Below are 19,636 nucleotides of genomic sequence, written 5' to 3'. Positions count from 1 at the left end.
TTGGGGTGAAACAGGTGTAAACCTGTCTCAGGGCTGCACAGCAGTCGGTTAACCGATGCTCACGCCGTGGGATTCAGCCAGGGGCTTCAGGCCGCCGGCGAAACCTTGGCCGATGGCCTTGAACTTGAACTCTTCACCGCTGCGGTACAGCTCGCCAAAAATCATGGCGGTCTCGGTAGAAGCATCCTCACTCAGGTCGTAGCGAGCCAGCTCTTTGCCGTCCGCTTTGTTCACAACGCGAATATAGGCGTTGGCAACCTGACCGAAGCTCTGCTTGCGCTCTACCGAATCGTGGATGGTCACAGCGAAGACGAGTTTCTTCACCGCAGCGGCCAAGCCATTCAACTTCACGGTGACTTGTTCGTCGTCGCCTTCGCCATCGCCCGATTGGTTATCCCCCATGTGCTCGACCGAACCGTCGGCAGATTTCTTGTTGTTGTAGAAGATGAAGCTTGCGTCATCGAGCACCTTGCCATTCTCGCCGACGATGAAGATCGAAGCGTCGAGATCGAACTTGGCGCCATCAGTAACGCGCGGGTCCCAGCCCAGCCCAACGATTACTTCGGTCAGGCCGGGGGCCTCTTTCGACAGCGAGACATTGCCGCCTTTAGTCAGACTTACAGCCATTTTCAGATTCCTTGTTCCGTGAGTTCGATCTAGCGTTCATGCCGGTGATCTCGCTGGCGACTCCAGGCCGCCAGCGAAACCTTGGTCCAACGGCACAGGTTTAAAAATTCATGCCGAACGAATTTGCCAGCGCCTTCAAGCCGCCAGCGAAGCCTTGGCCAACGGCGCGGAATTTCCACTCGCCGTTGTTGCGGTAAAGTTCGGCGAAAATCATTGCCGTTTCGGTCGAGGCATCTTCGGCCAGATCGTAGCGAACGACTTCAGCGCCGGTCACTTCGTTGGCGATGCGGATGAAAGAACCACCCACTTGGCCGAAGTTCTGCTTGCGACCCTCTGCATCGTGGATGGTCACGATGAATGCGATCTTGTCGACGTCGGCAGGTACGCGGCTCAAGTCGACTTTCAACACTTCGTCGTCACCATCGCCAGCGCCGGTGCGGTTGTCGCCGGTATGCTCAACCGAGCCGTCGACGCTCTTCAACTGGTTGTAGAACACGAAGTCAGCGTCGCTGCGCACCTTGCCGTTTGCACCCAACAGGAAGGCGCTGGCATCCAGGTCGAACTCAACGCCATCAGTGGCGCGAGGATCCCAACCCAGACCGATCAGGAGCTTGGTCAAGCTCGCATCGGTTTTCGTGAGAGACAGGTTGCCGCCTTTTTGAAGTGTCAGTGCCATGGGTCGAGCTCCTTGTGGTAAATGCCAGTGCTCAGTTGCTTTCGGGCTGAGCGGCTTGTTTGTCAGGGAAGATCCAGCTCGCGACGATGCCGATGACCAGAACCACCATAACGATCAACAAGCTGGTGTTAGCGTCAATGTTGTAGCCGTGATGGAACATGTGGTCGGTCGCATTCAAGCCGAGCTTGACCGCGATGAAGAACAGCAATGCGACGACTGCTTTCTCCAGGTGGACCAGGTAACGCTTTGACGCTTCGAGGACGAAGTACATGGTCCGCAAGCCCAGGATGGCGAACAGCATGGCGGAATAGACGATCAGGGGTTCACGGCTCACCGCGATGATCGCTGGAACGGAGTCAAATGCGAAGAGGACATCAGACACTTCAGCAACCACCAGGCAGAGGAATAGCGGCGTAGCGAAGATGGTGCCTTTTGCCGCCAGCGTCATGCCTTTGTTTTCTGGCTTCTTGAGCTCTACTTCCAGAGCCTTGCGAGTCACGAAGAAGTTATGGCCGTACAGCTTTGGCCACACTGGGAACAGCTTCTGTGCGAAGCGATAAGCCATGTGTTTGGAATAGTCTTCTTCCTCTTCGCCATCACCTTTGGCGCGCAGCATCATGACTGCAGTCCACGCAACGATCAGCGCGAATACAATCTCAACCCAGGGTCCGAAGGCCAAGAGACCGGTGCCGATAGCAACGAAAATGCCGCGGAACACGATAGCGCCGATGATGCCCCAGTACAGAACGCGATGGCGCAGGCCATCCGGCACCTTGAACCAGGCGAATATCGCCATGAATACGAACAGGTTGTCCACGCTCAGGACTTTCTCCAGGGCGTAACCGGTTACGAAAAGACTTGCGACTTCCGGGCCATGCTCAACGTACAGGAAACCTGCAAACGCTAGCGAGATGGCGATCCAGAAGACCGACCATATCGAAGCTTTGGCCAACGAAATTGGCTTGTCGCCACGATGAGTGACCATGTCGAGCAGAAGCGCGCCAACCGCGATCCCGACGAATACAGCCATGGTCAGCGGAGGGAATCCGATTTGAGTAGCTTCCACGGTACCGCTCCTTAGAGTTCGAAATCGGCTGGGTCGAGGCCCAGCTCGAGGCAGATCGAGCGACAGGCCGCTTTTTCCTGTTCGTCGAAGTCGCCATCCGATGCACCAACGGAACATACGACCCGGACCAACAGGCGAGCAGCGCCATCGTTGCCTTTGAGCTTGCCGACAACCTTCAGCGCTTCAGCCCGACCGATCTGCACGTCGAACTCGAACTTCGTGCAGTGATCGTTGAAGGAATTGATCACGTCCTTGAGGTCGAAGACTTTCAGTTCAGGCGAGTGGGTGATAAATCCAATCATCTTCGACTTCTCAGCCGCCGAGATGTCGTTATCCGCCGCCGCGACGAGGGCGCAACCTGCGGTGGTGGCATCCATGAACTTTTGATTCTTGAATTTCGCGACCTCGGTGGTCAGCGTGTCTCGAGCTTTCGCCGCGTTCGTTTTAAGCCATGCAAGCATTTGAGTTCCCCTCAAGAGGCAGGGTCAGAGGACCCTCCAAAATTCCTATTTCGAGCCGGCTTTCCAGCTCATGCCCCAACCGTAAGCCTTGTCCACCGCGGAATGCCCTCGGTGGAAATCCACTCGCCGGGAGACCTTGACTGCGCCGTTGACGTTTTCCAGCATGGCGATCGCGCACATGGCGTCACGCCCACCCTCCTCGTTGAGACGGACCTCAATGTCTGGCTGACCGGGAATGTAGATAGTCACCACCCCATCAGTCGCTTTCCAGTCAGGCGCCCCCTCGTAGATGAAGGCGAAGACCAGGATGCGACGCACCTCACTCCACTTCACCCCGTTGATGTGCAGCCACTCCCCTCCGGCAACAGAGCCTGTCCGGTCGTCGCCCATCAACTGGATGTAAGGTGCATGCTCCAAGCTGCCGAATGATTCGCCCAATGCTTGAATCGCGCCCTTGCGACCATCCTGGAGTTCGTAGAGACAGCCGACGTCGAGGTCGATGGATTTGCTACGGCTGAAGAAACCGCCGCCGCTGCCCTTGTTCCAGTCCAGGTTCACTTTGATTTCGCCGAAACCGGCAGCCGTTTTCTCAAGGCTGATCGAGGGGCGTGCCTTGTCGAGGGTCACCTTGCTCAGGCTGACCGAAGACTTCGGTGCGGCTGGCGGGACCGGGACAGGCTGGGGAGCGGCTTGAGCGGGGGCCGGCGTCGGGGCGGCGACTTCGACACCAAAATGTTTGGCCAAGGGTTCCAGGCCTCCGGCAAAGCCTTGGGCCACGCAGCGGAATTTCCACTCGCCCTGGCGGCGATAGAACTCGCCAAGGATGAGTGCAGTTTCCTTCATGCCAGCTGTCGGAAGTTGAGCTTCAACCCCGCCTGACACCGTGACCGAGAGCTGCGAGACACGGTCGAAGCTGGCTTTGTTCTCATAGATCGTGGCCGTCAAAGCCACTTTCTCGACAGCCGCTTCCAGACGGCTCAAATCAAGGGTAAACACGGCGCGACCGGCTGCCGACTCAGTCATCTGCACCGCGCCACCCAGCACACTGGTTTGCCCGTAGAAACACATATCGCCGTCGCCACGGACTTTGCCTGCTGAGCCCAGCGCGAAGGCCGAGACATCAATTTCAGCCCCGGGAATCGGCGAGTAGCTGATGTCCACGCGAAGCTGGCCAGTGGCAACCGCTGCGTTACCACCCGGTAGGAGAGTCGCCATCAGCGCACGGCCTGAACAGCCAGGCTCACCAGATCATCTGCAGTGCGGCCGTTGGTCACCTTGCCGATTGCCTTGAATTCCCAGCCACCACTTTCGCGTACCAGGCTCGCCATGACGATGCCGGTATGACCGCCACGCTCGGACAGGTTGAAACGTGCCAGCTCCGACTTGTTGCCCGCGTTCACGATACGGCAGTAGGCGTTTTCCACTTTCTCGAATGTCTGCCCGGTGAAGCTGTTTACGGTGAACACCAGATACTTGACCGACGCAGGCAGACGCTGCAGGTCAACATAAATGGTTTCATCGTCACCATTACCGTCACCCGTGCGGTTGTCGCCCGAGTGCTTGATCGAACCATCCTGGGACTGCAGTTGACGAAACCACACCAGATCGATGGATTTCAGGTCGCTGTCGAGGAGGATGCAGGAAGCGTCAAGATCGATCGCGCCGCCGCTGCCCATCAGCTTGCCAAGGAAGCCGGATTTCACCGGATCCCAGCCGAGGCCGAGGCTGATATTGGTCAGTCCACCGCCAGCCGTTTTTTCCAGCGAGATGGATTGGTTTTTGCTCAGAGTAAGTGCCATCTGTACTTTCCTTGTTGACCTTCAGTGTTCGCGAGGTGATCAGGTTTGACCGACATTCGCAGGTTGGTGAGGGCAATATCGCCCGCACCTCAATTCCCGACCTGGGCCCTGTACTGGCGTCCACGACGCCACGCAGGATGAAACTGTCGCCAGTGCGCTTCTTGCGCCGCGGCCAACAATTCATGGTCGCCACGGGTGTCACCCCATGCTTTGAGATGGTATTGACCCAGCGGTCCATAGACCGCCTCGAGCCTGAACACCTTGTTCTCGCACCTGCAGTTGTTGCCGGCGATGCGCCCGGTCAGCACGCCATCGACCACCTCAAGCTCCGTGCCGATCAGCTTGACGCCAAGGCGATCCGCGAAAGGTTGAAGCACCAGGACGGGAGATGCAGAGCACAGGGTTACCATGGCACCGGCCTCCCTCTCGGCGGCAAGGGATGGTAACCCTGAAGGGCGCATCAACCGGATCCAAAACTCCGTACAAAACATTTCTGCTTGCTGCCGTACCCACGCAGCTTCAACGCCAGTCAGAAACGTGCTGATCAAATGCGCCTTGAGTTGGTCTCGATTCATGCGCCGCGCGAGGAAACGAATGCCCGGTAGCGTGAGCATCAGCATGCGTCGACTGAACGCTCGCGTGCCAAAGGCAAACTTGAGGAATGAGACGAAGCTGTCATACCGGGTGAGGGTGCCGTCGAAGTCAAAGACCGACAGCACCTTCTTCCCGCGCACATCCGTTTCGAGCAATGGCTGTGTCATCGAACAGCCTCGGCCAAGCGGATCGGCGGCTCGCCGCTGCCGACTTCTGCTTGCTTCACGCCGTGCCACTGCGCACGCTCGAGGATCTTGACTGCCCACTTGTAGTGGGTCGCAGGCTCACACATCACATCGTTGTGCTTGAACACGGCGGGGGCAACGTCGCTGACGATCAGCTTCGCGCTGTTCAGGTCTTCGAGGCTGACGCGCAAAGTGTCCTGGATGATGCTGATCTGGCTGGGGTGAATCGCGGTCTTGCCGACCAGGCCATGGGCGATATCCAGCTCCAGCTCTTCTTTCAGCAAGTCCGGCGTTGCAAGCTGCTCGAATACAGGGGCGGTCAGGGCAAAGCCCTGCGAGCCCATGATCCCGGCCAACATCGGTATGACGAAGCTCATCGGCGTCTGGTACAGCGTTGTCGCAGGGTTGCGTCGGAGGCCCAGACACCCCATCAAATCGTTCCCGCCAATGCGCAGGGCAATGATTCGCTGGTCAAGGTTGGCCTTGAGCGCATGGCCCAATTCGACCATCGCCCCCGGATTGAATACGTCGTGAGTTTCCAGGGTCGGCATCAGGAACAGGTCAGGGTTGGTGACCGCCCGTTCCCATGCGACCAGGTTACGCAGCGTCAGTTTCGGCACGACAAACCCGTCAACGTGCCGCATCAGCGGCCACTCATTCAGTACGGCCGCCATTTGCGAATCTCGAGGACGGACGAACAACAGCGGCCCCTCCGCCGGGCGGCCACCACGTTGATTGATCGCCGTCAGCAGGTTATGCAGATTGCGCAGCGCAGTGTCGACATCGATGTCCGCCACTGCGTCTTCCAGGCAAACCACCAGCGACCGAAGCTCTGGCAGCTTCCTGCGAAAAACGACGTCGAGCAGATCCACTCGCGTGGCCGGCATATAGAGCGTGGCCCCGAGGGCGTAGGGAGAGCGCCTCTGCATCAGCTCAAGCTCCGAATGATGGTCACCGCCCGGTAAGGCCCCAGATCAGCACCGGCCTCCTCCACGGTAACGCCCGCCCCCTCGGTAAGGTGCAGCAACAGCTGAACGTCACTGTCGCGGCGATCCCGGACCAGGACCCGGTCAGGTACACGGCGCAGTACGGCACGGGTCGCCTCGGCGATTCCCGGTTTCACCCGGTTCGGATTCGAGATATCAAAACGTCTGGCCAACGACTCGACCACCGCTGAAGCGGCTGCCTGGAGTTCCAGTCTTTGACTGACTGTCCACGGCGATGCCTGGGCCACCGCCCCTGATGCCCGGCGCTTCGTCTCAATCTGCTCGATGAAATCACGGGTCACATCGTGCTCTCGCAGGTGGTCGTAGACCACGCAACCATGCAGTCCGCCATCGACTGGCCAGATAGAGCGCGAGACGAGGCCGGAAACAGTGGCACCCAAAATGCCGGACGGAATGACCCAGTCCTCCGCCGAAGCCGATAGCCAGGCTCGGCCGCAAGGGTCGGCCAGCACCACTAACCGTGGATCTGTCGGGAAGCGCGAGTCGCCATTGAGGCTACGCTTGATCTCGGCAGAAATCGCCCCTTTGCCCGTCCAGCCGTCGACAAACACGATGTTCTCGGCACCATGGGCCTGGATGATCGCTTCCAGCGCAACGGTGTCGATCCCGCGGTCCCGGACGATGCTGATTCCATAGTGGTAGGTGTTACGGCCCATGTCGATGAGCGCGCGGCGCAGCAGTACACCCAGCGGGAGGCCTGCACGCACGAAGGACACCAGCACAATGCAAGCGCCGGCGCAGGCCTCGTTCAATGCAAGCGCCAGGGATTGAACGTCCGTGGCCATACGCGTGCCATTCTGCGCAAGTGCCCGCTCGTATAGCGCCTGGTGAACGGCAGTCGGAGCGCTCTCCAGACTGATCATCTCGGAGTAGTGCTTCTGCCTGGTCTGGATCAGACGCTCCTTCTCGACGACATCCGTTACTTGCATCTGCACCGGCTGCAGGAGGAAGTGCACGTCTTCAGGTGCGTAGCTGCCGCTGCCCACGGTGTTGAGGTGGCGAACAGGCTCAACCATTAATCACGCCCCCCACCAGCCTGGCCAGCTGGCTACGCGCCGGGGTGGCCCACAGGTGACACTCATCCATGAAGCCCAGGTCGGTGATGCTGTCGCCAAAGCCCAGCACGGGACGTTCGCCATTGACCTCGCGATCACGGCGCAGCCATTCCTGAACGGCCACACGCTTGGACAGGCCAGCCGGCAGGAAGGCCAGATTGTTACTGTTGCCATGGACGTGCATACCGTCCAACAGCCCTCGAGCCCGGACTTCAGCCAGTACCAAGTTCAGCACATCGTCATTGGATTCGTTGTGTTTGGTCACCACGTAGTTGCGCAAACCTTCCTCTTCGACCACCCAACCGCGCAACGAGATGCCAAGCTCCTTGCCGATTGCCAGCGTCGCCTCGCTCAGGGCCGGCAGGCGATTCTGGAAGCTGTCGAGCGTGTCGCACATGTAGGCATGCCAGTCCTGATCGAGCCTTCCATCAGGACCAAGAATCACGCCGCCGTGTGAGCATACGGCGCCGAGGCTGAAAGGCAGTTTCACTCGACTGTAGGCTTCGACGCTGCGGGCAGTGACAGGCACGACATCGGCGGTCGCCAGCAACCATTCAGCAAAAGACTTCTGAACGGTGCTCATGTAGCCGTTCGGTTGGCCGTCCACATCAAGGGTCGCTGGATGGCGTGGCGCGCCTGGCGGCATCTTGCGAGCGGTTTGAAACAGCGTGTCATCGAGGTCGATCAACACCAGGGGGCGATTACTGCTCATCGACGATGACCTCAGCCTTCAGGGCAGCAACCAATTCAGCGGGGACGGCCTGGGCCGGAGTCTCCGAACAGATCAGCACGCGGTCAAACTGACCGGGGCTGACGTTGTAGAGGAAGTTGGGGATGCCGAGACCATAGTTATCCGAAAACGACAATGCGTGCCCGATGGCATGGCCAAGCGCGATGGGCGAGCGGCTCGTGGAACTGAAATGCACATCGGCGCCAGCACGTTCCAGGCGCTCGGCGAGGAGGAAGGGACGCCAGACGAACTCACTGGTGCCGACCACGAGGACCCGCTCACCTGCTGCGACCTGCAGCTCGGGTGCCAGGGTGTCCTCGACATTGCGCACGCCCAGACGGCCCCAGTCGTTTCCTGGCGACAGCGGCCACACGCCAGCGGCGATGGTGCCTACGGAGGGCATTTGCGGTAACGGGGCGTCGATATCTTCGATAAAGCGGTAGGCCCCCTGTAACAGGGAAACCTGATCGGTGGAGGTGCCAATGGTGTTGCGCACAGCCCCGCCGGACCAATCCGTCAGAACGCAGGTGACGACCCGTTCGACCTTGCTCAGGCCGGCATCGACCAGGGCGCGGTGCAGATTGATGAACGTCTTGCCGGTGGATGCTTCGTCGTCGACCAGCACCAGCGAACGGGCGTTCAACATCATTTCCCGCACATCGGGATCGACGGGCAGGTGGATCAGGTGCGCACTGGCGTGACTGTGCTCTTCTTCGAATCGAGCGAACAGTTCGGTACCCGTCGGGTGACGCGTACTGACCATGTAGACGACATCGGGGCGGCTGGCGCTGAAGGCACGATGAACACCGGCGCCGAGGCCGACTGCCGTCTCGGCCATGCCAATCACGAGCACAGGGCCTGGCAAGTCGGCAGGAATTTTCGCCGCCAGGTTTTCAAAGCTTGCGTTCATCACCGACGGCCGCACGGGGATGTGACGTCCCAGGACTTTGGACACAAACAGAAACGCACGCTTCGGGTTACGGCGCTCGGCAAATCCGAACAGTGCGTCGGGGGCGATGACACATTCTTCGACGTTGACGTCGAGTCGCCCGCGCACCAGTTGCGCGCTAAGCATTTTTGTCGCGGCGTTACGTTCCATGAACACATTCCTAGGTTGGCGGAGGTCGATAACCTGACGCCTCTTCCGTGGGCTTCAAATCAAAAAGGGGTTACGGATTGCTGGCTTCGATCCGCCACAGCCAATACCGGAACAGCAACGGTAAGGGCCTTCACGCGCACCCCCGACCGCCAGACGGTCGCCGGTTCCTTCAGCCCCAGCCGGCGAGCGGCAAAGATTCCTGGCAGGTTTGTTCCAGTCGCACGGCTGTAACCGATACCGCCCGAGTAGCGAGGATTGATTTCCAGAAGGTGAGGCTTGCCGTTGGCGTCATCGCGCGTCTGTACATTGACGATACCGTCACAGTTGAAGTGCTGTGCGGCCTCGAGCGCCAGCTCCACCGCTGCGCCGTCGCGCTCGAATGTCTGATACAGGCCTTCTTTGCGCCGACCGACAAAGGCCACTGGATGACCTGCCTCACACACCATATCAACCGAACATTCGTTACCGGCCATGTAGGGCATCACGAGCATCGGTGGTCGGGCGGAGCCCGCGCAGTAGGCCTGCAGGTAGGTCTCGAAGCGCACCTCACGCGCGTCCGGATTGGCAAAGCAACGAAAAGGATCAGCGTCCTGAGTAAATCGCCAGAAGCCTTGACCATAGATCCCGACTGCAGGCTTGATGCAAACCTCTCCCACTGCCGAAAGGGTTTCATAGGCAGCAGCCAGTTCCCTGGCGTCAGTCACAGTGATTGCAGGTACGCAGGCCAGGCCTGCGCGCTCTGCCTCAGCGGTGAATAGACTCTTGTCGTCGACCCTGTTGAAGGTGTCGATCGATAGTCCACCCGTCACAAGGACCAGGCCCGATGCTTCGAATCGGGGCCGGGCCCGTTCAAATACACTGCCCTCGCGCCCGGCCAGGATGACCTTGATGTTGTTCGCCCGAGCGGTTTGAATCACCCATTCGATACGTTCCAGGTTGTCCTTCGGCTCCTTGAGGCCGACATCGGCGAGCCCGGTGATTTCGGGACGGTCTTGACGGTGGGAGGCAAAAATCTTCACAGCAGCTGGCAACGCCTCGCGTGCGCCAATGATAATATCGCGCTGGCTGGATTGCCCTTCGAGTAACCAGATCATGTGGAGCTCCTGAAAGATTTGCACGTCCGCCGCCGCTGCCCTCCTCTGAGATAACAGCGGCCTGAACTCCAATGGAAAGGAGGGGACGATAACGGTCCGATCTGTGACTGAAGGCGATGCGTGGCGCCGATGCCAACTTGTTAAAAAAATCCTGATCAAACAGCGGTTCGCGAATAAGTGTGCGAATGTTTCTAAATAGATAAAAACCGAAACATCTCTTTACATAAGTGCCCGTTGGATTATTACGCCGACCAATAATAATCAGTTTGCTCCCCGTTAACTCGGCCAGACTTACCTTGTATCAATATTCTGCGTTTAATAGCCCCGACACGACGCTGCACACTAAGTCAATTCATGTCGGGTTTCTGTGTGTTATCGAGCATGCCGGACAGTAAATCGTTTCAACGAATGTCTACGGTCAGATATCGGGCCCAGTCAGAATTAAACACTGTCCGTGATCGGCGGAATTGGGGCAGAATTCCGCTAATTAAAAACGGAGTGCGTACATGAAGTGGTTAAAGGGGTTGGTACTGGGTGCGATCTTCCTGGTAGTCGGTGCTAGCGCGCTAGGGCTTTACTACGTGCTGCCTCGACACGAGGTGGTATTGATCACCGGCGTCGAAGTCAAGCGCGTCGACAACGACGGCGTGATCAATGCCGAGAACCCTGCGGACGGCCCAACCCGGGATGTCTACTTCATCAATACCGAGGACCCGGACACGAAGCAGGTCGTGGTCTATCGCAACGAAGATACCGGCTGGAGCTTCCCCTGGTACTTCAAGTTCGACTCCGCCGATGTGCAGGCCAAGGCCCAGGGTTATTCCCGCGATGCCCAACAGCTGGCGCTCATCCGCTACTACGGCTGGCGGATCAAGATCCTGTCGGTCTTCCCTAACATTACTCACATCGAAGCAACGACTAGCCGAAATCAGCCGTTCCCGTGGTTCAACACAATTTTCTTTGGTGTGACGACATTGTTGCTGCTTGTTGTCGCCGTTGTCGTACGGCGCCGCCTGAAACGCCGTGGCGACATGGCGATGAACTGATCACCCGGGGGGCTGGTGCAAACGATCGAGGCAAGCGGTATCAAGCCCATCCGGCGGCCCCCAAAAATCCTTATCTGGACCCACTTGTCAGGCGAGCGCATCTGACTCGCCCTTTTTTTCAGACGCCAGAAACCACAAAACCCCTGATTTCTCACGAAATCAGGGGTTTTGCTTACATCGAATTTGGCGGTGAAGGAGAGATTCGAACTCTCGATACAATTTCTTGTATACACACTTTCCAGGCGTGCTCCTTAAGCCACTCGGACACTTCACCGTATCTCTTCAAACAAGTTCTGTCTGTCGAGGCGCGCTAATGTAGTCGAAAGCTTTTCCGATGGCAAACTTTTTTTGCAGAATTTTCATGCGGTTAGCGATTTAGTCGTGGCGACGGGTTTCGGGCCATGGCAAACCTGCCAATCTCCGGCTCGCCGCCCCCTTCTCTATAGAGGGCAATGCACGGCCAGCATGGCCGGCTACGCCTGGCGGGCGGCGAAAGGGTGACTGGCGGGTCAGTCATAGCGCTTTACCTGGCCTATGGCGCTGGGTAACGTCTGCCCTACTTCATTGAAAGGAATAGCGGCATGAGTGAGTTGATTTCCTACCATCTCGAAGACGGTATCGCGACCCTGACCTTGAGCAATGGCAAGGTCAATGCGATTTCGCCAGACGTGATTGCTGCATTTAATGCTGCGCTGGATCAGGCGGTGACTGATCGCGCGGTGGTGATCATTACCGGTACGCCCGGGATTCTGTCCGGCGGTTACGACTTGAAGGTGATGACGTCCGGCCCTGCACAAGCCGTGGCGCTGGTGACGGCCGGTTCGACGCTGGCCCGTCGTCTGTTGTCGCACCCGTTCCCGGTGGTCGTGGCGTGCCCGGGGCATGCCGTGGCCAAGGGGGCCTTCCTGCTGTTGTCGGCGGACTATCGCATTGGTGTCGACGGCCCGTTCAGCATTGGTCTGAACGAGGTGCAGATCGGCATGACCATGCACCACGCCGGCATCGAGATCGCCCGAGATCGTTTGGGTAAATCGGCGTTTCACCGTTCAGTGATCAATGGCGAGATGTTCAATCCGCAGAGCGCGGTGGATGCTGGTTTCCTCGACTTGGTGGTGTCCGCCGAAGAGTTGCAGGGTTCGGCGTTGGCTGCGGCGCGTCAGTTGAAGAAGATCAATATGACGGCGCACAAGAACACCAAGCTCAAGGTGCGCAAGGTACTGCTGGAGACGCTGGATAACGCGATCGTCCTGGATCAGGAGCATTTGGGGTAAGCCCAGTGCTGCACTGTTGAATGGCCTGGCTATCGTGGCGTGATGCTGTTTATGGTGACGGCGATTTTTGGGGGGTTGGTTTGGTTTGGTTTGGTCGGGGTACATATCCGTTTCTGCGGTAACGGCTACTTGGGGTTCCGCCCTTACGGCGGGGGCCCCCTGCGCAACGCCTGCGTTCGGTCTCTGGGAAAGGGGCGGCAGATCTGAAGCCAAAGCAACAGCAACAGCAAAGGCAACTTCAGCGAACCCGGTGCTGGGCATCACACAGTTCAACTGTAGGAGCTGGCTTGCCAGCGAAATTGGTGGGTCAGCTGGAAAATTTTTTGACTGAACGGACGCCTTCGCCGGCAAGCCGGCTCCTACAGAGGATTGGCGTACGGCTTTTGCTTTTCACCACTCATCAGGCCGAGCGTTAGCTCGCCTGCAGCTTTTGATCTTGATGCACCGCCCCCTCGAGAGGCCGAGTGGCAAGTGACCCGCCGTAAGGGCGGAACCATAAGCGGCCGTTGCCGCAGAAACGGATATACACACAATCCACATCGCTCATCTCGCCCCCGTTGAAAATCCTACAGCCCCCCCTAAACCGCACCTGACCGATAACCCGGAAACATGCGCTCAAACATCGCCCATCTCCTGACGCCATAGCGGCAATTGCCGAACACAATGCACATCCGTACACTGCGCCACCTTTTGTCCCGGTGGGGCCTGTAGATGCTGTTTGTGTTTCGCATGTTATTGATGGGGCTGCATTTTATGCTCGCCGGTGTACTTGGCGTACTGCTCGGCCTGTGTCGCCCGTTCAATCCGGATAACAGCCGATTGTGCGCGCGCCTGTATGCGTGGCCGGCGATGTGTATCTTGCGTTTACGGGTGAAGGCCGAAGTCGGGCCGCTGATGGATAAACCCGACAGCTGCGTGATCATCGCCAACCACCAGTCCAACTACGACCTGTTCGTGTTCGGCAATGTAGTGCCGCGCCGCACCGTGTGCATCGGCAAAAAAAGCCTGAAATGGGTGCCGCTGTTCGGCCAGCTGTTCTGGCTGGCGGGCAATGTGTTGATTGATCGTGGCAATGCGCAAAAGGCGCGGCAGTCGATGCTGACCACCACCCATACCCTGCAAAATGAAGACACTTCGATCTGGGTGTTTCCGGAAGGCACGCGTAATCTCGGTGAGGAATTGTTGCCGTTCAAGAAAGGCGCGTTCCAGATGGCGATTGCCGCGGGCGTGCCGATCGTGCCGGTGTGTGTCAGCACTTACGTCAAACACATGCGCTTGAACCGTTGGCGCAGTGGGGAAATCCTGATCCGCTCGCTGCCGGCGATTCCTACGGCGGGGTTGAGCCTGGAGGACATGCCGCTGCTGATTGAGCAGTGCCGCGAGCAGATGCGTGAGTGCATCGCCGTGATGGACCGGCAACTGCAAGCCGCTTGAGAGAAACCCGCCTGGCGCGGGTTTTCTTTTGCACGCGAGCTTTTTGCCTGCGAACTCTGCAGACTTTGCCGACTCTCAAACACCAGACAAGGCTAAGCTGAACACTGCCTGCCACTGCCACCTGCAAACAAGAAGTGAACCTGAATCATGGGTAGAGTCGTTGCTGCTGCGGTTTACAGCGCCGGTAAGAAAGTCACCAATATCACCCTCGACGAAGGCGCGGCCTGGGCGGCAAAGCCGGGCCACTTTGTCTGGATCGGCCTTGAAGAGCCGAACGCCCAGGAGTTGTTCAACCTGCAGCGCCAATTCAACCTGCATGAACTGGCCATCGAAGACGCGCTTGAAAAACACAGCCGACCGAAACTCGAAACTTTCGGCGACGCCCTGTTTATCGTCACCTACTCGCCGATCCGCAATGAAGGCAAACTGGAGTTCATCGAGACTCACATCTTTGCCGGCACCGGCTACATCATTACCGCACGCAATGGTCACTCCGCGTCCTACGCCTATGTCCGCCAGCGCTGCGAGGCGCGTCCGCTGTTGCTGGAGCACGGCGAAGACTTCGTGCTCTATGCCATCCTCGACTTCGTGATCGAAAACTACCAGCCCGTGGGCGAAGCGATCCATGCCGAGATCGATGAGCTGGAGACCAATGTCATGTGCGGTTCCCTGAACGAGCGCGACATTCAAAAACTCCACAGTCTGCGCCGTGATGTCCTGCGGCTGCGCCGTTACGCGGCACCGATGGTGGAAATCGGCGAGGAACTGCAGAAACTGAGTTTCCCGTTCATCGACAAAAACATGCGCCCGTACTTTCGCGATGTGCAGATCCACGTGACACGGCAGATGGAAGACCTGACGACACTGGCGGACATTGCCAGTCAGACGATCGAGGTCGGGGTGTTGCTTGAGGCGTCACGCCAAAGCGTGGTGCAGCGCAAGTTTGCGGCATGGGCCGCGATCCTGGCGTTCCCGACCGCGGTGGCGGGGATTTACGGGATGAACTTCCAGAACATGCCCGAGTTGACCTGGCACTACGGGTATTTCGGGGTATTGGGGTTTATTGCGGTGGGGTGTGTGAGTTTGTGGGCGAGTTTCAAGAGATCGGGGTGGTTGTAGCCGAGACCGAGGCGTCTGTAACATTCGCTGCGGTGCGGCGATCCGACAAGCCAGCTCCTACAATGGAACGCGGTCCCCTGTAGGAGCTGGCTTGCCAGCGAAGCTTTTAGCTTTTAGCTGCTACAGCTTCTGGCTTATGCGCAACAAACCGCATCATCCACTCCGCAACCGTAGCGCCATGATGCTCATGCTCCAGGCTCGCCATGCCTTTGCTGTAGACCTGCTCGCCCAGCGCTTCCTGACGAATATCCAGCAACGCCCGCGAATAATCGTGAATGAATTCCGGATGCCCCTGGAAGCACAGCACCTGATCGTTGATGTGATACGCGGCGAACGGGCAGAAATCGCTCGAGGCAATGACGGTGGCGTTTTCCGGTAACGATGTCACCTGGTCCTGGTGACTGATCAACAACGTCAGCTCTTCCCGCACCGGGCTCATCCACGGCGCCTTGGCGGCGAGCTTGTAGTTATGCGTGCCGACGCCCCAACCCTGGGTCGCGCGCTCGCTCTTGCCGCCCAGCAGCAACGCCAGCAATTGATGGCCGAAGCACACGCCCAGCAATTTGTCGCCGCGCTCATAGCGCTTGAGCAGGTAAGCCCTGAGGGTTTCGATCCAAGGGTCGGTACCGAAGGAATCGGCCTTGCTGCCCGTGACCAGGTAAGCGTCAAAGGTCAGTTCATCGCCGGGATATTCGCCTTGCATCACGTTGTAGACGGTGAACTCGGCCGCGATGGGTTGCTGCGAAAACAGACGCTGGAACATCTGCCCGTAACCCTGATACTGATCGACCAGTTCTGGACGCAGAATGTCGGTTTCCAGAATGCAGATGCGTAACGACATAAAAAATACCTGACACGTGATGGGAATAATGCACACCCAGAGCGTGCCTCGAAACAGGGTGGCGAGGCAAGTCCGGAATGCGTCATCGGTCCCTTAGAACGTCAGCCCTTTTGCGGCTTTCTCCAGCAACAGCGCAGGTGGATTGAATCGCTCGCCATATTGCCCGGCCAGGTACTGGGCGCGGGCGACGAAATCCTTCACACCGTACTGGTTGATGAACTGCAGTGCGCCGCCGGTCCAGACCGCGAAGCCGATCCCGAAGATCGAGCCGACGTTGGCATCCGCCGTCGAGGTCAGCACGCCCTCTTCCAGACAGCGCACGGTTTCGATGGCTTGCACGAACAACAACCGGTCTCGCACGTCCTTCGGCGAAATCTGCCGGTCGGCTTTTTCGAAACGGGTTTTCAGCCCTGGCCACAGCTGTTTCCGGCCACCGGCCGGATACTCATAGAAACCGCCGCCAGCGGCCTTGCCCGGACGCTTGTATTCGTTGAGCAGCAAGTCAATCACGGCGAACGCCGGATGCTCGATCAGCGGTTTCCCTTCCCCTTGCAGGTCTTTTGCCGTTTGCTGGCGGATATGGCTCATGAGGCTGAGGGAAACTTCGTCGGAGATTGCCAGAGGGCCGATCGGCATGCCGGCCTTGCGCGCTTCGGTCTCGATCATTGGCGCGCTCACGCCTTCGCCGAGCATGGCGATGCCTTCGTTGGTGAATGTGCCGAACACCCGCGACGTGAAGAAACCGCGACTGTCGTTGACCACAATCGGCGTTTTCCTGATTTGCAGGACGAAATCAAAACCACGGGCCAGGGTTTCGTCGCTGGTTTGTGCGCCTTTGATGATTTCCACCAAGGGCATTTTCTCCACGGGGCTGAAGAAATGCAGGCCGATGAATTTCGTCGGGTCCGGCACTGCAGTGGCGAGGCCGCTGATGGGCAAGGTCGAGGTATTGGAGGCGATCACTGCCTCCGGCCCGACAACTTTTTGCGCGGCCGAGGAGACCTTGGCTTTCAACTCCCGGTCTTCGAATACCGCCTCGATGATCAGGTCGCAGCCGGCCAGATCCGCATCGCTGTCGGTGGTGTGGATTCGCGCCAGAATCGCTTCACGCTGCGCCTTGCTCAGTTGGCCGCGAGCGACTTTCTTGTCCAGCAGCATCGCCGAATGGGCCTTGCCCTTCTCTGCTGCCGCGAGGTCGATGTCCTTGAGCACTACGTCAATACCGGCCGATGCGCTGACGAAAGCGATGCCAGCGCCCATCATCCCGGCGCCGAGCACCCCGACTTTCTGCGTCGCATAGGGCGCAAACCCCTGGGGCCGCGAACCACCGGCATTGATTTCGTTGAGTTGAAACCAGAAGGTGCCGATCAGATTCTTCGCGACCTGGCCGGTGGTCAGTTCGGTGAAGTATCGGGTTTCGATCAGGTGCGCGGTGTCGAAATCCACCTGAGCGCCTTCAACCGCGGCGCAGAGGATCTTCTCCGGCGCGGGCAGGCAGCCCTGGGTCTTGCTGCGCAGGATCGACGGCGCGATGGCCAGCATTTGCGCGACTTTCGGGTTCGCAGGCGTGCCTCCAGGGATCTGATACCCCTTTACGTCCCAGCGCTGAACCGCTGCCGGGTTAGCCAGAATCCAGGCGCGCGCCTTGCTCAGCAACTCGTCGCGATCTTTTGCCAATTCATCGATCAAGCCCGCCTGCAACGCCTGTTGCGGGCGGATTTTCTTGCCTTCAAGCAGGTACGGCAGGGCTTGCTCGATGCCCAGCATGCGCACCATGCGCACCACTCCCCCGCCGCCGGGCAGCAAGCCGAGGGTCACTTCGGGCAGGCCGAGTTGCACGGATGGATCGTCCAGCGCCACGCGATGATGGCAGGCCAGGCAGATTTCCCAACCACCGCCCAACGCTGCGCCGTTGATCGCGGCAACCACCGGTTTGCCCAGGGTTTCCAGGGTGCGCAGTTGCCCCTTGAGGTTCAGGACCATGGTGTAGAAGGCTTTGGCTTCGGGCTTGCCGACCTTGATCAGCTCATTGAGGTCGCCCCCGGCGAAGAAGGTTTTCTTGGCCGAGGTAATGATGACGCCGGCAATCGTGTCCTTCTCCGCAATCAGTCGGGCGACGCAGGCGGCCATGGCTTCGCGGTAGACCGCGTTCATGGTATTGGCGCTCTGGCCCGGCAAGTCGATGGTCAGGATGACGACCTGGTCCTGCCCCTTTTCGTAACGAATGGCTTCGCTCATACGGTATTTCCTTGAAGTCGGGGCTCAGAGGCGTTCAATGATGGTGGCAATGCCCATGCCGCCGCCGACACACAGGGTCGCGAGGCCATAACGCAGGCGCCGGGTTTCCAGTTCATCGAGCAGCGTGCCCAGGATCGCGCACCCGGTTGCACCGAGTGGGTGGCCCATGGCGATGGAGCCGCCATTGACGTTGACCTTGTCCGGGTCGATGGCCATGTCCTTGATGAATTTGAGCACCACGGAGGCGAAGGCTTCGTTGACTTCGAACAGGTCGATGTCTTCGACCCGCAACCCGGCCTTGGCCAGCGCCTTGCGCGTGGCCGGCGCAGGGCCGGTGAGCATGATGGTCGGATCGGTGCTGGTGACCGCCGTGGCGACTATCCGTGCCCGGGGTTGCAGGCCGAGCGCCCGGCCCTTGGCTTCGGAACCGATCAGCATCAAGGCCGCGCCATCGACGATCCCGGAACTGTTGCCCGGGGTGTGCACGTGGTTGATTCGCTCCACGTGGCTATAGACCCGTAGCGCGGTGGCGTCGAAGCCCATTTGCCCGATCATCTCGAAGCTCGGCTTGAGCTTGCCCAGGCCTTCCAGCGTCGATTCGGCGCGGATGAACTCATCGTGATCGAGCAGGATGATGCCGTTCTGATCCTGCACCGGCACCAGTGACTTGCTGAACGAACCGTCCGCCCGCGCCCGTGCGGCCTTCTGCTGGGAGTGCAGCGCGTATGCATCGACGTCGCCCCGGCTGAAGCCTTCAAGGGTGGCGATCAGGTCGGCGCCCACGCCTTGGGGAGTGAAATGACTATGCAGATTGGTTTCCGGGTCCAATGCCCAGGCTCCGCCGTCGCTGCCCATTGGCACGCGGGACATGGATTCGACGCCGCCGACCACGACCAGGTCTTCGAAGCCGGAACGGACTTTCATCGCACCAAGGTTCACGGCTTCCAGCCCCGAGGCGCAGAAACGGTTGATCTGCACGCCTGCCACGCTGACATCCCAAGCGGCCACTTGGGTCGCGGTTTTGGCGATGTCGGCGCCTTGATCGCCGATCGGCGTCACGCAGCCGAGCACCACGTCATCGACCTGGCTGGTGTCGAGGGAGGTGCGCTGTTGCAACGCCGTGAGCAGCCCGGCCACCAGATTCACCGGTTTGACGCTGTGCAAGGCCCCGTCAGCCTTGCCCTTGCCCCGGGGCGTGCGTAACGCGTCGAATATCAAAGCTTGGGTCATGACGTTCTCGAACCTGATGATGAGTAGGTACTTGGTAGGTACTTAAGATCTTTGTGCTCTCACC

The 19,636-nt window shown here is 59.1% G+C and carries 19 protein-coding genes and 1 tRNA gene; 4 read left to right on the top strand and 16 right to left on the bottom strand.

Annotated features, from left to right (window positions below):
* Positions 1 to 48: 48 nt before the first annotated feature.
* The 12 genes from BZ163_RS26755 to BZ163_RS26700 all read right to left on the bottom strand — a co-directional run bounded on the left by BZ163_RS26755 (position 49) and on the right by BZ163_RS26700 (position 10,393).
* A complete protein-coding gene (locus BZ163_RS26755; protein WP_128873391.1) occupies positions 49 to 627 on the bottom strand; it encodes a TerD family protein in 579 nt (192 codons plus the stop codon).
* A gap of 100 nt (positions 628 to 727) precedes the next feature.
* The gene (locus tag BZ163_RS26750) at positions 728 to 1,303 is read right to left on the bottom strand and encodes a TerD family protein (protein ID WP_128873390.1); all 576 of its coding nucleotides are present in this window, start codon (positions 1,301 to 1,303) and stop codon (positions 728 to 730) included.
* Between the two features lie 31 nt (positions 1,304 to 1,334).
* On the bottom strand, positions 1,335 to 2,369 hold the full coding sequence (locus tag BZ163_RS26745; RefSeq protein WP_128873389.1) for a TerC/Alx family metal homeostasis membrane protein: 1,035 nt from the start codon (positions 2,367 to 2,369) through the stop codon (positions 1,335 to 1,337).
* 11 nt (positions 2,370 to 2,380) lie between these two features.
* Entirely contained in the window at positions 2,381 to 2,830 is a 450-nt protein-coding gene (locus BZ163_RS26740; RefSeq protein ID WP_128873411.1) for a tellurite resistance TerB family protein, read from the bottom strand.
* A gap of 45 nt (positions 2,831 to 2,875) precedes the next feature.
* Positions 2,876 to 4,045 (bottom strand): TerD family protein, encoded by a 1,170-nt coding sequence (locus BZ163_RS26735; protein ID WP_128873388.1) that lies wholly within the window; start codon positions 4,043 to 4,045, stop codon positions 2,876 to 2,878.
* Positions 4,045 to 4,629, bottom strand: coding sequence for a TerD family protein (locus BZ163_RS26730; RefSeq protein ID WP_128873387.1), 585 nt, complete (start codon positions 4,627 to 4,629; stop codon positions 4,045 to 4,047). The genes BZ163_RS26735 and BZ163_RS26730 overlap by 1 nt, the downstream gene beginning before the upstream one ends.
* Positions 4,630 to 4,718: 89 nt before the next feature.
* The gene (locus BZ163_RS26725; RefSeq protein ID WP_128873386.1) at positions 4,719 to 5,390 is read right to left on the bottom strand and encodes an HAD family hydrolase; all 672 of its coding nucleotides are present in this window, start codon (positions 5,388 to 5,390) and stop codon (positions 4,719 to 4,721) included.
* Positions 5,387 to 6,337, bottom strand: a complete 951-nt coding sequence (locus tag BZ163_RS26720) for an HpcH/HpaI aldolase/citrate lyase family protein (RefSeq protein ID WP_128873385.1) — start codon at positions 6,335 to 6,337, stop codon at positions 5,387 to 5,389. The genes BZ163_RS26725 and BZ163_RS26720 overlap by 4 nt, the downstream gene beginning before the upstream one ends.
* The gene (locus BZ163_RS26715) at positions 6,337 to 7,431 is read right to left on the bottom strand and encodes a cysteine protease StiP family protein (protein ID WP_128873384.1); all 1,095 of its coding nucleotides are present in this window, start codon (positions 7,429 to 7,431) and stop codon (positions 6,337 to 6,339) included. The genes BZ163_RS26720 and BZ163_RS26715 overlap by 1 nt, the downstream gene beginning before the upstream one ends.
* Positions 7,424 to 8,182 carry a trehalose phosphatase gene (locus BZ163_RS26710; protein ID WP_128873383.1) on the bottom strand — a complete coding sequence of 253 codons (759 nt, stop codon included), beginning with the start codon at positions 8,180 to 8,182 and terminating at the stop codon, positions 7,424 to 7,426. The genes BZ163_RS26715 and BZ163_RS26710 overlap by 8 nt, the downstream gene beginning before the upstream one ends.
* A complete protein-coding gene (locus BZ163_RS26705) occupies positions 8,172 to 9,299 on the bottom strand; it encodes a phosphoribosyltransferase domain-containing protein (RefSeq protein WP_128873382.1) in 1,128 nt (375 codons plus the stop codon). The genes BZ163_RS26710 and BZ163_RS26705 overlap by 11 nt, the downstream gene beginning before the upstream one ends.
* Positions 9,300 to 9,358: 59 nt before the next feature.
* A complete protein-coding gene (locus BZ163_RS26700) occupies positions 9,359 to 10,393 on the bottom strand; it encodes an ATP-grasp domain-containing protein (protein WP_128873381.1) in 1,035 nt (344 codons plus the stop codon).
* Between the two features lie 506 nt (positions 10,394 to 10,899).
* Between BZ163_RS26700 and BZ163_RS26695 the strand changes: the two genes are divergently transcribed.
* Positions 10,900 to 11,439, top strand: coding sequence for a DUF1523 family protein (locus BZ163_RS26695; RefSeq protein ID WP_128873380.1), 540 nt, complete (start codon positions 10,900 to 10,902; stop codon positions 11,437 to 11,439).
* Positions 11,440 to 11,623: 184 nt separating this feature from the next.
* On the opposite strand, the gene BZ163_RS26690 is transcribed toward BZ163_RS26695, so the two are convergent.
* Positions 11,624 to 11,713, bottom strand: a tRNA-Ser gene (locus BZ163_RS26690).
* A gap of 307 nt (positions 11,714 to 12,020) precedes the next feature.
* Here BZ163_RS26690 and BZ163_RS26685 point away from each other — a divergent pair.
* The 3 genes from BZ163_RS26685 (at position 12,021) to BZ163_RS26675 (ending at position 15,263) form a co-directional block, all read left to right on the top strand.
* Positions 12,021 to 12,710: a crotonase/enoyl-CoA hydratase family protein gene (locus BZ163_RS26685; protein ID WP_128873379.1), complete on the top strand. Its 690-nt coding sequence runs from the start codon at positions 12,021 to 12,023 to the stop codon at positions 12,708 to 12,710.
* Between the two features lie 711 nt (positions 12,711 to 13,421).
* Complete coding sequence (locus tag BZ163_RS26680; protein ID WP_128873378.1) at positions 13,422 to 14,144, top strand: 1-acyl-sn-glycerol-3-phosphate acyltransferase; 723 nt, start codon at positions 13,422 to 13,424, stop codon at positions 14,142 to 14,144.
* A 147-nt stretch (positions 14,145 to 14,291) separates the two neighbouring features.
* On the top strand, positions 14,292 to 15,263 hold the full coding sequence (locus BZ163_RS26675) for a magnesium and cobalt transport protein CorA (protein ID WP_128873377.1): 972 nt from the start codon (positions 14,292 to 14,294) through the stop codon (positions 15,261 to 15,263).
* A 106-nt stretch (positions 15,264 to 15,369) separates the two neighbouring features.
* On the opposite strand, the gene BZ163_RS26670 is transcribed toward BZ163_RS26675, so the two are convergent.
* From BZ163_RS26670 to BZ163_RS26660, 3 genes are all read right to left on the bottom strand, one after another.
* Complete coding sequence (locus BZ163_RS26670; protein ID WP_128873376.1) at positions 15,370 to 16,104, bottom strand: amidotransferase; 735 nt, start codon at positions 16,102 to 16,104, stop codon at positions 15,370 to 15,372.
* A 93-nt stretch (positions 16,105 to 16,197) separates the two neighbouring features.
* The gene (locus BZ163_RS26665; RefSeq protein WP_128873375.1) at positions 16,198 to 18,342 is read right to left on the bottom strand and encodes a 3-hydroxyacyl-CoA dehydrogenase NAD-binding domain-containing protein; all 2,145 of its coding nucleotides are present in this window, start codon (positions 18,340 to 18,342) and stop codon (positions 16,198 to 16,200) included.
* A gap of 24 nt (positions 18,343 to 18,366) precedes the next feature.
* Positions 18,367 to 19,572, bottom strand: a complete 1,206-nt coding sequence (locus BZ163_RS26660; protein WP_128873374.1) for an acetyl-CoA C-acetyltransferase — start codon at positions 19,570 to 19,572, stop codon at positions 18,367 to 18,369.
* Between the last annotated feature and the right edge of the window lie 64 nt (positions 19,573 to 19,636).

Source organism: Pseudomonas sp. VI4.1, assembly GCF_002029345.1.
GTDB lineage: Bacteria > Pseudomonadota > Gammaproteobacteria > Pseudomonadales > Pseudomonadaceae > Aquipseudomonas.
This window is presented reverse-complemented; position numbering and strand designations above follow the sequence as displayed.

Bases quoted from the DNA above. Each gene is read 5' to 3' on its own strand.
- BZ163_RS26755 (WP_128873391.1), bottom strand. From the start codon at position 627: ATGGCTGTAAGTCTGACTAAAGGCGGCAATGTCTCGCTGTCGAAAGAG.
- BZ163_RS26750 (WP_128873390.1), bottom strand. From the start codon at position 1,303: ATGGCACTGACACTTCAAAAAGGCGGCAACCTGTCTCTCACGAAAACC.
- BZ163_RS26740 (WP_128873411.1), bottom strand. From the start codon at position 2,830: ATGCTTGCATGGCTTAAAACGAACGCGGCGAAAGCTCGAGACACGCTG.
- BZ163_RS26735 (WP_128873388.1), bottom strand. From the start codon at position 4,045: ATGGCGACTCTCCTACCGGGTGGTAACGCAGCGGTTGCCACTGGCCAG.
- BZ163_RS26730 (WP_128873387.1), bottom strand. From the start codon at position 4,629: ATGGCACTTACTCTGAGCAAAAACCAATCCATCTCGCTGGAAAAAACG.
- BZ163_RS26725 (WP_128873386.1), bottom strand. From the start codon at position 5,390: ATGACACAGCCATTGCTCGAAACGGATGTGCGCGGGAAGAAGGTGCTG.
- BZ163_RS26720 (WP_128873385.1), bottom strand. From the start codon at position 6,337: ATGCAGAGGCGCTCTCCCTACGCCCTCGGGGCCACGCTCTATATGCCG.
- BZ163_RS26715 (WP_128873384.1), bottom strand. From the start codon at position 7,431: ATGGTTGAGCCTGTTCGCCACCTCAACACCGTGGGCAGCGGCAGCTAC.
- BZ163_RS26710 (WP_128873383.1), bottom strand. From the start codon at position 8,182: ATGAGCAGTAATCGCCCCCTGGTGTTGATCGACCTCGATGACACGCTG.
- BZ163_RS26705 (WP_128873382.1), bottom strand. From the start codon at position 9,299: ATGGAACGTAACGCCGCGACAAAAATGCTTAGCGCGCAACTGGTGCGC.
- BZ163_RS26700 (WP_128873381.1), bottom strand. From the start codon at position 10,393: ATGATCTGGTTACTCGAAGGGCAATCCAGCCAGCGCGATATTATCATT.
- BZ163_RS26695 (WP_128873380.1), top strand. From the start codon at position 10,900: ATGAAGTGGTTAAAGGGGTTGGTACTGGGTGCGATCTTCCTGGTAGTC.
- BZ163_RS26685 (WP_128873379.1), top strand. From the start codon at position 12,021: ATGAGTGAGTTGATTTCCTACCATCTCGAAGACGGTATCGCGACCCTG.
- BZ163_RS26680 (WP_128873378.1), top strand. From the start codon at position 13,422: ATGCTGTTTGTGTTTCGCATGTTATTGATGGGGCTGCATTTTATGCTC.
- BZ163_RS26675 (WP_128873377.1), top strand. From the start codon at position 14,292: ATGGGTAGAGTCGTTGCTGCTGCGGTTTACAGCGCCGGTAAGAAAGTC.
- BZ163_RS26670 (WP_128873376.1), bottom strand. From the start codon at position 16,104: ATGTCGTTACGCATCTGCATTCTGGAAACCGACATTCTGCGTCCAGAA.
- BZ163_RS26665 (WP_128873375.1), bottom strand. From the start codon at position 18,342: ATGAGCGAAGCCATTCGTTACGAAAAGGGGCAGGACCAGGTCGTCATC.
- BZ163_RS26660 (WP_128873374.1), bottom strand. From the start codon at position 19,572: ATGACCCAAGCTTTGATATTCGACGCGTTACGCACGCCCCGGGGCAAG.